Source organism: Mesorhizobium sp. M7D.F.Ca.US.004.03.1.1 (assembly GCF_003998635.1).
Lineage (GTDB): Bacteria > Pseudomonadota > Alphaproteobacteria > Rhizobiales > Rhizobiaceae > Mesorhizobium > Mesorhizobium loti.
In genome coordinates, this window is the sequence record NZ_RZQG01000136.1 from 1 (window position 1) to 9,922 (window position 9,922).

Annotated in this window: 12 protein-coding genes and 1 pseudogene; 4 read left to right on the top strand and 9 right to left on the bottom strand. The window is 58.8% G+C overall.

Annotated features, from left to right (window positions below; all coding sequences use genetic code 11):
• From EN935_RS10805 to EN935_RS10820, 4 genes are all read right to left on the bottom strand, one after another.
• Nucleotides 1-288, bottom strand: a 288-nt coding sequence (locus tag EN935_RS10805) for a DUF892 family protein (protein ID WP_127373312.1), incomplete at its 3' end; no start/stop codon positions are given.
• 198 nt (nucleotides 289-486) lie between these two features.
• Nucleotides 487-1,095 carry a BA14K family protein gene (locus EN935_RS10810; protein ID WP_126070733.1) on the bottom strand — a complete coding sequence of 203 codons (609 nt, stop codon included), beginning with the start codon at nucleotides 1,093-1,095 and terminating at the stop codon, nucleotides 487-489.
• A 199-nt stretch (nucleotides 1,096-1,294) separates the two neighbouring features.
• Nucleotides 1,295-1,546, bottom strand: a complete 252-nt coding sequence (locus EN935_RS10815) for a GlsB/YeaQ/YmgE family stress response membrane protein (RefSeq protein ID WP_126070734.1) — start codon at nucleotides 1,544-1,546, stop codon at nucleotides 1,295-1,297.
• Nucleotides 1,547-1,810: 264 nt separating this feature from the next.
• Complete coding sequence (locus EN935_RS10820) at nucleotides 1,811-2,677, bottom strand: PRC-barrel domain-containing protein (RefSeq protein WP_126070735.1); 867 nt, start codon at nucleotides 2,675-2,677, stop codon at nucleotides 1,811-1,813.
• Between the two features lie 421 nt (nucleotides 2,678-3,098).
• Between EN935_RS10820 and EN935_RS41960 the strand changes: the two are divergent.
• Nucleotides 3,099-3,361 (top strand): annotated as a pseudogene (locus EN935_RS41960) (YMGG-like glycine zipper-containing protein).
• On the opposite strand, the gene EN935_RS10830 reads toward EN935_RS41960, so the two are convergent.
• Together EN935_RS10830 and EN935_RS10835 are read right to left on the bottom strand one after the other, a co-directional pair.
• Nucleotides 3,355-3,663, bottom strand: coding sequence for a hypothetical protein (locus EN935_RS10830; protein ID WP_127373313.1), 309 nt, complete (start codon nucleotides 3,661-3,663; stop codon nucleotides 3,355-3,357). The pseudogene EN935_RS41960 and the gene EN935_RS10830 overlap by 7 nt on opposite strands.
• Before the next feature lie 18 nt (nucleotides 3,664-3,681).
• Nucleotides 3,682-4,968, bottom strand: coding sequence for a divalent metal cation transporter (locus EN935_RS10835; RefSeq protein WP_127373314.1), 1,287 nt, complete (start codon nucleotides 4,966-4,968; stop codon nucleotides 3,682-3,684).
• A gap of 59 nt (nucleotides 4,969-5,027) precedes the next feature.
• On the opposite strand from EN935_RS10835, the gene EN935_RS10840 reads away from it, so the two are divergent.
• Together EN935_RS10840 and EN935_RS10845 are read left to right on the top strand one after the other, a co-directional pair.
• Nucleotides 5,028-5,363: a hypothetical protein gene (locus tag EN935_RS10840; protein ID WP_127373315.1), complete on the top strand. Its 336-nt coding sequence runs from the start codon at nucleotides 5,028-5,030 to the stop codon at nucleotides 5,361-5,363.
• A gap of 434 nt (nucleotides 5,364-5,797) precedes the next feature.
• Nucleotides 5,798-7,591: a PAS domain S-box protein gene (locus EN935_RS10845; RefSeq protein ID WP_127373316.1), complete on the top strand. Its 1,794-nt coding sequence runs from the start codon at nucleotides 5,798-5,800 to the stop codon at nucleotides 7,589-7,591.
• Between the two features lie 25 nt (nucleotides 7,592-7,616).
• Here the strand turns inward: EN935_RS10845 and EN935_RS10850 are convergent, their stop codons facing one another.
• Nucleotides 7,617-7,859, bottom strand: a complete 243-nt coding sequence (locus EN935_RS10850; RefSeq protein WP_164548513.1) for a hypothetical protein — start codon at nucleotides 7,857-7,859, stop codon at nucleotides 7,617-7,619.
• A gap of 823 nt (nucleotides 7,860-8,682) precedes the next feature.
• On the opposite strand from EN935_RS10850, the gene EN935_RS10855 reads away from it, so the two are divergent.
• A complete protein-coding gene (locus EN935_RS10855) occupies nucleotides 8,683-8,964 on the top strand; it encodes a helix-turn-helix transcriptional regulator (protein ID WP_126070740.1) in 282 nt (93 codons plus the stop codon).
• A gap of 404 nt (nucleotides 8,965-9,368) precedes the next feature.
• Here EN935_RS10855 and EN935_RS10860 read toward each other — a convergent pair whose 3' ends face one another.
• Nucleotides 9,369-9,584: an AlpA family phage regulatory protein gene (locus EN935_RS10860; RefSeq protein ID WP_126070741.1), complete on the bottom strand. Its 216-nt coding sequence runs from the start codon at nucleotides 9,582-9,584 to the stop codon at nucleotides 9,369-9,371.
• Nucleotides 9,585-9,714: 130 nt separating this feature from the next.
• Nucleotides 9,715-9,922, bottom strand: a 208-nt coding sequence (locus tag EN935_RS10865) for a hypothetical protein (protein ID WP_164771078.1), incomplete at its 5' end; no start/stop codon positions are given.

Below are 9,922 nucleotides of genomic sequence, written 5' to 3' on the forward strand. Positions count from 1 at the left end.
GCAGTCGAGGGCCGTCCCTGACGCTTCCTCCATCAATCCGTCGGCTTCCTTGATGAGCCCCTCTATCGCGTCGCACTTCTCGCCAGACGCCTTCTTGCCTATCGACTTGAACACCTGCTCGAGCTTCTTGATCTGTCCCTTCGTTTCCTCGAGATGGTCCTCGGCCGCCTTCTTCAGCTTGGCGTCCTTCACGGCTGCAGCTACCTTAGGCAAGGCCTTGGTAATCGCGTTCTCCGCGTAATACATGTCTTGGAGGGTGTGCTCAAAAATATCGGCCAGAGTTTTCATTACAGGCTCCTTGCTCCTATTGGCTTCTGGTGAAAGAGCGGGCGAGGCGAAAGGTTCCGTGCCTTCACATGGGCGGGGTAGATCCTGTCCGGGTGTCCCCACGGCGGCCCCACCGGCAATTGGTATCTACGGCAGGCGGCGCCATCTCCTTGTGTCGCACTGTCGCTATTCAGAGAGACGGAGATGGAAGCGGCACGCCTATTCGCACTGGCGCCTCGGCCCACCGGAATATGGCTGGTAGCTGTTGTCTTCGGGACGGTAGGAGCGGTAGCGGCTGAAGCAGGATTGGACGTGGTCGTCCGAAAGGTCCGTTGCTGCAACCAAAGGGCTGGCGCCGCCTTCGACATAGGTGACTTCGGCGGGCTGCTGCGCGCCCTGGTCGGCGGCGGTGTCGAGATAGGGCGACACGCAGGCCCGCTGCTGTCCGCTATAGGACCTGTAGCTGTTGTCGTCGGGATTGTAGGAGCGGTAGCGGTCGGCGCACCAGCTGACATGGGCAGGTGGCAGCCGCCCGGCTCGCTGCTCGCCGGCGTCCGGCGCCACCGCGCCCATATTGGTCGAGTCGGGCGCCGGCACCCTGGCAGCGGCATCGGGCGCCGCGGGCTGCGCGGCGGCCACGCGCTCCAGGCCCTGCGCGGCCTTGTCGACAGGCTGTGCGTCCTTGGTCCAAAGCTGTGAGACACTATCGGCGGGTTTTGCCTGATGCACGGGCTTGGCGACAATCAGCCAGGCAGCGAAAGCCAGCCCGCTGGCGAAGACCGCAAGGGTCAGCACGAAGCCGCCGACCAGTGCCAAAACCGCTTTCATCGCCTACTCCTTGAGCCCCAGCTAATAGAATGCGGAGCATCAAGACTAGTTCCAGCAAGCGAGCATATGGCAGGGGTCCCCTATGGCCGAGTGAGCGACCTGATCGCCAATGTTTAGCTTCGCAAGAAGCAAAGGCGCGTAATCCCGGGGATCACGCGCCTCAATCTGAGCAACAATTTGCACAAAGTCGATTGTTGGTTCAGCGCCTTATCATTCGCGCGACTGCGATCAAAATACAGGCACCGATGAAGCCTGCGACTAGATACCCAAGCCAGCCGGCCATCGATACGCCTAACAGCCCGAGGAGGAAGTTGGCGACGATGGCGCCCACGATCCCCAGAATGATGTTCATGAGCAAGCCCATATTGCTTTTCATGAACATCTCGGCGAGCCAACCGGCAATGCCGCCGATCACGATAGCAGCTATCCAACCGACACTTGGATTTTCCATATTTTCCCCTTTCCTTGAATCGAAATTGGTTCGGCGGGAAAACGTGCGATAAACCCATAAAGTTCCTCGGGTGAATAGTGAACTGCAATCAGACGCGCCGCGTCGACGGGCCGCTGCCAACCTGCCCTTCCCGACAAGGTCCCTCAACGTGAGCGATCGGAAGATCGTCTCGTCTTGTGCACATCTACCCTGATGGGGAGATCCCGCGCACAGACGATCGAAAAGACGTGGCCCGCGCCTAAGCAGCGCGGGCCACGTTGGGTTCTACTGGCCAACAATGATCCGCTGCTTGTCGCGATTCTGCGCGTAGGTGGCCTTGTCATAGGCGGTCTGCGCCTCAAGCTGAGCCTTGGTGAAGTTGGTGTAGAGATACCGGTTGCCGTCCTTGTCCGACATGAACTTCAGTTTCTCCAGGCCAATGGCCACCTGTTTTTCACCCATGCCAAGGAAACCGCCCACGTCGACGATGACGGCATCGACTTTCTTGTCGCCGGTCATCACCACGTCGCCGATCTCACCGACTTTTGCATCATCGGCGCCATAGACGTTGGTGCCGATGAAGTCCTTGGTGCTGATCTTGTCCATCGGCATTTCGGTCAGCGAAGACTTGTCGATTGCCGCTGTGGCGGTCTTGTCCGTCGCTGGAGCCGCTTCATTATTGGTCGTCGTAGCTGCGACATCATTGGTGTTCGGGGCCGCTGCAGTGTCGTAGACCTTCAGGTCAAAATCCTGTTGCGCTTGCAGGTCTTCCTTGGTCGTCTTGGCGACCAGCCAGCGCTCACCCTTCTTCTCGACCCACTCGGCCTTGCTGAAATCGTAGGCGACGTTCTTTTCTCCCAGGCCCAAGAATCCGCCTACGCCGATGATAATGTACTTGGCTTTGCCGTCCTTGGAGAGGACGATGTCTTTGACATCGCCGATCTTCTCGGCATTGTCGGCGGCGCTATCGTAGACGTCGGCGCCTATGATCTTGGTGACGAGGCTGCCGTCTGCAACAGCCGCTGGCGCCGTCGCCGCTGTGGTCGTAGCGGTGGCAGGTTTGGTGGCATCTTCAGCGGCGGCCCCTGATACCCACAGGCCAGACGACAGCAGGGTTGCTATTGCGGTGGTAGCCAAAAGTTTGCCGATCATGGTACGTTTCCTTGTGCGTTAGTGTTGATGCACGCCGCGTTCGGCCGAACCGTTGCAGGGAGGCTGAGCGCGGCACAGTTTGCGACGTCACAACGGGCCGCACGATGCGAAGTTCCGTTTCGAATTCGCAAGTCGCCTGAGATGGCTGCGGGGCTCGCGTTAACCACAGCGGAGTTGTCGGCATCCGAAACGCCACGTAAGATTCCCTGCCGCGACTCGCATTTTTCTGGGCGTATACGGCACCTGTATCGCGGGAAATTTGTTGGCCCTGAACGTTCGCCTGCCGAACAGTTTGCGCAGGGGAAAACAATGGAGAGCCCGGCCTTGGAGCGGAGACGTTCCACGTTGGCGACAAGGCCATGGATCGAAAGATCCCTTGGCGCATTTTTTCTCCGGCCGATTAAGGCTTGAGATGAGGACCATGAAAAAGGCACTGCTCATTTTGAGCCTGCTAATTCCGCTCGTAGCGTGCTCCCGTACCGAACAAGGCGCTGCCGTCGGTGGCTTGGGAGGTGCCGCGATCGGTGCCGCGGCGGCCGGCGATCCGGTACAAGGTGCTGCGTTGGTGGCGCAGTCGGCGCGATCGCCGGTGCGGTGATCGGACACGCCAATGGGGTCGGCCAATGCCGATATCGCGATGGTCATGGCCAGGTTTACATTGCCCGGTGCCAGGAAGGTTACTGATCCCAAGGCGCATGTTCTGTTGCGATCACAAAGGCAAGAGCAATTGGATCGATCAACGTCGAACTTATGTGCGCACTTTCGGCCGCACCAATCCCAGCGCAGACGATCACCGATTCATGAGCGCTCGATTTCAACCTGACTTCGACATACTGCTCGACGAGCATGTTCAGCTGGCGATTGGTTTGATTATGCGCGTCATGTGTTCCTCCATTCCGGTCGAGGCCCAGCCTGCTGAACGGCGAGTTGCTGGCCGAGGCTCGGTGGCGGATTAATCTGCGGCCGACCGCCAGGGTCCCGTCCACCACAAATGCTTTCGCCTCCTATTCCCAGAAGAACTGGGCGATCATCACAAGGGCTGCGACCGCCATGACGGCCGTCGCAGCCCAGCCGACGGTCCTCATCACCAGGGGAACAGTTGCCTTGCCCATGATGTCGCTTCGCGCCGTCATCATCATCATCACTGCCATGACCGGGACGGCGACCACGCCGTTGACCACCGCGCTCCAGTAGAGTGCCTTGATCGGATTGACGGGGGTGAAGTTCAGACAGGCGCCCAACAGCGTTGCAACCGCGATGGTCACATAAAACGCTTTAGCCTCCAGCGGCTTGCGATCGAGGCCGGTTGGCCATTTGCGGGCTTCGCCCAAGGCATACCCCGCAGACCCTGCCAGAACCGGGATCGCGAGCAGGCCGGTGCCGATCACGCCCAAGGCAAAGATTGCAAACGCAAACGCCCCTGCCACGGGCTTCAGCGCTGCGGCGGCCTGGCTGGTCGACTCGATGTCGGTGATGCCACTGGCATGCAGCGTTGCCCCAGCCGTAATCATGATGGCCAAGGCTACGAGATTGGAGAACGCCATCCCGACATATGTGTCGAGCCGGATGCGTTCGATCGCATTCTCGGCCTGCTCCGGCGCCTCCTTGAGGGGCTTGCGCTCCGGCTTGGCCTTCTGGTCTTCCACTTCCTGCGAGGCCTGCCAAAAGAACAGATATGGGCTGATGGTGGTCCCGAGGATCGCCACCACCGATGTCCAGAAGCCGGCGTTCGCAGTCAATTTCGGGATGAAGAGACCGCGAGCGACGTCACCCCATGGGACATGCACGACCAACACAGTGCCAAAATAAGCGAAAAGGGACAGGGTCAACCATTTCAACACCGAGACGTAGCGGCTGTATTCGAGCAAGACCTGCAGGACGACGGACACCACCCCGAACAGGATTACATACGCGAGATGCGGACCGCCGATAATCAGTTTCAGGGCGTCGCCCATGGCACCGAGGTCGGCTCCGATGTTGATGGTGTTGGCGATGAGGAGCAACACGACAACCGACTGAAGTAGCCAGTTCGGATAATAACGGCGCATGTTCCCGGCAATCCCTTGGCCGGTGGTGCGCCCGATCCGGGCGCTGATCTCCTGCACTACTGACATTAGCGGATAGCTGAACAGCAACGTCCATGTAAGGCCGAAGCCGAACTGCGCACCTGCCTGGGAATAGGTGGCAATGCCGCTGGGATCGTCGTCGGACGCTCCCGTGATCAGGCCAGGTCCCAGGATGCCGAAAAGCCGGGGCTTCGACGGGCCAACACCCGGATCGTTCTTTTGCATTCTCACAGCCTCCCGCCGCTCCGAGCGAGGTAACTTGCCGCGTTGGCAAAAGCTCCGTCATGAAGAAAATTATTCTACGTTTGCCAGCAAGCGGATGCAGGCTGCGCCTTTCCGTCGTTTCGCCGGTGGAATGTCCGGTTCGCACATATCCCCGGCCTGACGCCGTCGTCATGGATATCGAACTGGTGGCCGGGGACTGCGTAAAAGTGACCGCGATGCTTGATGTTCGCAAGATCCCATTTGTAGTCCATTCCGTAAGTTTTGCCAGCTCGGGCTTCCACGACCCGTTTTTCCTTCAGAGTGTATGGATCACAACACCCGCCTTCCTTTCGAACTGCGCAATGCTGTCCAGACAGCTTTGGCGATGGCGAACGATGATGACGTTTCGCGCCTGACGCATGCCTGTCGTTACTAGGCGAGGCTGGCCTCCCGCCTGGTCGTTGACATTGGCTGCCGTCGACTGACGCTTTTGCCGCGCGGCCGAGGAGCAACTCCCGCACTCGAAGGTTCCTTGCCTGTGTGGGAGGAATCATCGCCGTGCCCAACGAATGAAGACAACGCTCGCCCGGACGCGCACGACGCACTGGCGCAATCGGTTGTAAAGGAGACCGCGATCTCGGAAGAGCAGGCCCGAGCGTTCATCGGCTGATCGGAACGGATCGCAATTCGCTGCCAAGAGAGGCGCGGCAGCTTCTCCGTCCGCGCTAGGAACGACGGGTCCCCTGATCTCCACATCGAGTTTGTTCCCGTTCGATCTGAAGGCGGCAGTCTTGGAACGAACGGCCAGGTGCTGCGTTGCTGTGTGTTTTAATATATCAGGAATGCCGGAATGAATGAACTGCCGCAGGCGAACGTTGTCGCCCTCAACAACCCCGGAGTGTCCTTAGAGGATAGCCTCGATTTCGATTATCGGGATTTTTTCGAGAACGGTGCCGTTGCCCTCCATGTCATAAGCGCGGAGGGCTTTATCCTGCACGCCAACAAGGCCGAGCTTAACCTGCTTGGCTATCCTGCGGAGGATTATGTCGGTCGCCATATCGCCGACTTCTACCCGGACCGGGACATGATCGACAACATTTTAAGCCGGCTCACCCGAGGCGAGAACATCGCCCGACATCCGGCGCGGTTGCGGGCCTGCGATGGGTCGATCAAGCATGTCGAAATCACCTCGAGCGGCCATTTCCGCGACGGCAAGCTGGTCAACACCAGATGCTTCACAGTCGACGTGACTGATCTGGAACGGACCCGTACGGAACTCAGGCAGCAGGACAACACCTATCACCAGATTCTCGACGGCCTTCCGGTCGCCATCTACACGACTGATCAGCAGGGCACCATTACCTATTACAATCGCGCTGCTGCCGATATGGCAGGACGGGAGCCTGCCATCGGCAAGGACAAATGGTGCGTGACGTTCAAGCTGTTCACGGCCGACGGCAAGGAACTGCCGCATGACGAGTGCCCCATGGCCATTGCGCTCAAGGAAAACCGGCCGGTCCGCAACCAGCAGGCCGTTGCGCAGCGTCCCGACGGATCCTTTTTTCCGTTCCTGCCCCACCCCACCCCGCTACGGGATGAGCACGGCAATCTGATCGGTGCCGTGAATATGCTGCTTGACCTGACCGACCGCCAGCGTGCCGAGGAGGCTAGGCAGCATCTGTCAGCGATTGTTGAATCCTCGTTCGATGCAATCGTTAGCAAGGATCTTAACACCATCATCAAGAGCTGGAATCAGGGTGCCGAACGCCTGTTCGGCTATACCGCCGACGAAGCAATCGGCCAGTCGGTGACGATGCTGATCCCGCATAATCATCAGGACGAGGAGCCGCGCATCCTCGAGCGCATCCGACGTGGCGAGCGCGTCGACACCTACGAAACGATCCGGCAACGCAAGGACGGAAGCCTAATGCCGGTCTCGCTGACGATATCGCCGGTGCGTAATGCAACTGGCCAGATCGTTGGAGCATCGAAGATTGCCCGGGACATTACGTCGGCGAGGGAAAGCGCGCAACGCATCCGCATGCTGATGCGCGAGGTCAACCACCGGGTGAAAAACCAGTATTCGGTCATCCTGTCGATGATCCGCGAGACCAACAAGCGATCGGAGACGCCGAAGGAGTTTGAATCGCAGGTACGGGAGCGCATCATGGCGCTATCGCGATCCCACGACCTGCTTGTATCCGCCGATTGGAAGGGCGCCAGTATCAATGAACTCTTGGCAGCCCAGGCCCAGCCATTCCCGAGGGGTGAAGTGATCGAAATGTCGGGCCCATCGTTCGTACTCGGGCCCAATGCGGTCCAGTATCTTGGGATTGCCTTCCACGAACTCGCGACCAACTCGGCGAAATATGGCGTGCTTTCAGGGGATGACGGCCAGATTTCAGTCACATGGACCATCACCGGTTCCGGAGCATCGCGGCGCTTTCATCTCACCTGGGCTGAAACAGATGGGCCGCACGTCCAGACCATCGGACAGGGCGGCTTTGGAACCGTGGTCTTGAAGCGGGTTGCACCCGCAGCGGTGGGTGGGCAGGGCAACCTTGAATACGGTCCCCATGGGATCACTTGGAGCTTGGAAGCGCCGTTGGCAGGCGTGGATGGGTCTGTTCCAAACCAGCACTAGAAGCACAATTTGCCGACAGTATTCGTCACTCGATTCGCTTGATGCGACCCTTGTCCAGCCGGAAAACCCCCGTGTTCCCGCCCTGCTTTTCAAAGTCGGTCTGCAGGTCGTCCCACGTCCCCAGGAATTCGCCGCAATCACTGCAGGCGATCCTGGTATCGGGCTGGGCATCAGCCGGTATTCTCAGCCGGATGGTCAGGCAGTGCGGACATTCAAGGTTGTGGTTGAGGTATGAGGTGGTCATGGCAGAGGGCAATTTACGCAGCAATGGGCCGTTTGCAAGACCGCGATCAGCGGTCCGCTATGGACCCGCCCGGCGACTTGGCGCACAGTTTCGCGCTCGGCGACCGGGAGTGTCATTATGCTCAGCGGCGTTCGCTGCCCGACAAACTGCTGATGGCGTCGTGGCTGTGGAAGTGCGCAATCACAATGTCACGGTTGTCTTTAGCCAAGCTGGCGTCAGCGGTGGTGTCGACAGCGGCGGCTCAAATGTGCCGCCACTGGTGCGAGGACCGCTGGCGGCGTTAGCGCCTTTTCGGCTTCGGCGCAGTTCCTTTATTCTCGGGTCAGTCTGGTAAGTTCGAAAGCCCGCGCCCCTCTGGCGGAGAAGAGCGCGGGCCGATCGGAGGCCCGATCTTCAGCAGGCGATGGAGGGCACCAACCTGCCGCGCGCAATAACCTTTAGAGGTGGCTAATGTTCCATCAAGCCAGATGCAGGCATGCTACGGTCCTGACCAGCGCGAAGTTTCGACAGCCATCTAGCCACATAGGCCACATTGCCTACCGCCCTGGGTCGCGTATCAGAGGCTCATGAAGAAGTGCCCAACATACGTTGTGTATCGACCGCCGATGTTGGGTTTGCCTTTCTTAGCTGTCATTCTGGCGGTAGACGGCACCGCCACAGCAAGACCATTCGACACGGTATGGGATGTCGCCGCGTTTAACCGGCTGATGGCTGGGATTCAGCACCCCCGCAACGCTGGGAATTGACTCGCTGACCGACTGTCCGAAGCGGACATTTCTTGAAGTCGCCCGGCTCGAACGCATTTGAAGAGTCCATCACGCTTTCGCCCTGTGGGGGAATATGCGAGATGACCATTCGTGCAACGACGGACGAAATACAGTTGGCAAAGGTAAGTGCGGCCCAAGTTCGCGCGGCCCGTGGGCTTCTCGACATTTCTCAACAGGAATTGGCGGATTTATCCAAGGTAAGTTTGAGGACGATCGTGCAGTTCGAACGTGGTTCGAAACCAGCATCTGAATCGATCCTGCAAGTGCTGAAGCTATCGCTCGAAGCAGCCGGAATAGAATTCATTCCAGAGAATGGCGGTGGCCCTGGTGTGCGCTTGTCACGCGGTACCGCAAACACTTAGCCGAAGGCGGCACTTGCGGACGGCATTACGGATAAGCTGTTTCCCAATCAATGTTTATAGCGATCCCCTGACAACAGCGATATTGGTCAGATACCGGAGTGGCGTGGTATGATTGATTTGTGATATTGCGAGAGTGGCGATGTCCAAGACAAGAAACAATCATTACGTCCCGCAATGGTACCAGGAGAGGTTCTTTGAACCAGGACGTTCTTCACTCATTCTGAAGGCCATTACTAGAGGCCGCGGTGCGCGATTCCCAGACCTTTATTCGATCCGGCTAGAACGTCAGCTATCGACGTTCTGAGTGTAAAAGCAGGCAGTCTGTTATCGGCCCATTCCCAGTCGTTGAACTTACCTCAGAGAGGAGTGTTCAACGTTGACAGCAACGTGCGACTCCACCGCCACTAGTCAATGTTTTTTCGTGATGCGCTGGAGTGCCATGAGACAGGATCAGCTACCCATCGATTGACATCGGATTCCCGCCAGCCCGCCCCGTTTACGCTGATCTTGATCTGGGCCGGGAACGTGCCTTCGGCGATCTTGCGATAGATGGTTGAACGGGACAGGCCGCTCCGGGCAAGGACGGTTTTGAGGCGTACAATACGATCCGACTCGGGCATAGCTTGCCAGCTTCTCAGTGGTTGTTGCTGGTATCTACTGGGACAGACAGGACGGACCGAATGCCGGACGCAAGTAGGTTTGTCGCCTCACCCCGCCTGTGGCGTGAAAACGGCGGTAGATCGGAGGGTATCAGAGCCCAATGCCCCGCCCCTTACCGATGCCATGGCTGAACGCCAGTTCCGCACCCAAGCGACGACCCGAATCCACGTTGATGCCAAGCTCGCGTTTGCGGGTTGCCAGTAGGGATTCAAGTTGAGGATCGCGTTCAAGGCTCTTGGCCATCTCGGACATGGCCAAGCGCGCTGACTTGTAGCCGGACATGTCGCCGGCCTGATAT

What these genes read in the sequence shown, in the direction of transcription:
- EN935_RS10810 (WP_126070733.1), bottom strand. Translation starts at nt 1,095, where the DNA reads ATGAAAGCGGTTTTGGCACTGGTCGGCGGCTTCGTGCTGACCCTTGCG.
- EN935_RS10845 (WP_127373316.1), top strand. Translation starts at nt 5,798, where the DNA reads ATGAATGAACTGCCGCAGGCGAACGTTGTCGCCCTCAACAACCCCGGA.
- EN935_RS10855 (WP_126070740.1), top strand. Translation starts at nt 8,683, where the DNA reads ATGACCATTCGTGCAACGACGGACGAAATACAGTTGGCAAAGGTAAGT.
- EN935_RS10820 (WP_126070735.1), bottom strand. Translation starts at nt 2,677, where the DNA reads ATGATCGGCAAACTTTTGGCTACCACCGCAATAGCAACCCTGCTGTCG.
- EN935_RS10840 (WP_127373315.1), top strand. Translation starts at nt 5,028, where the DNA reads ATGAAGAAAATTATTCTACGTTTGCCAGCAAGCGGATGCAGGCTGCGC.
- EN935_RS10835 (WP_127373314.1), bottom strand. Translation starts at nt 4,968, where the DNA reads ATGCAAAAGAACGATCCGGGTGTTGGCCCGTCGAAGCCCCGGCTTTTC.
- EN935_RS10815 (WP_126070734.1), bottom strand. Translation starts at nt 1,546, where the DNA reads ATGGAAAATCCAAGTGTCGGTTGGATAGCTGCTATCGTGATCGGCGGC.
- EN935_RS10860 (WP_126070741.1), bottom strand. Translation starts at nt 9,584, where the DNA reads ATGCCCGAGTCGGATCGTATTGTACGCCTCAAAACCGTCCTTGCCCGG.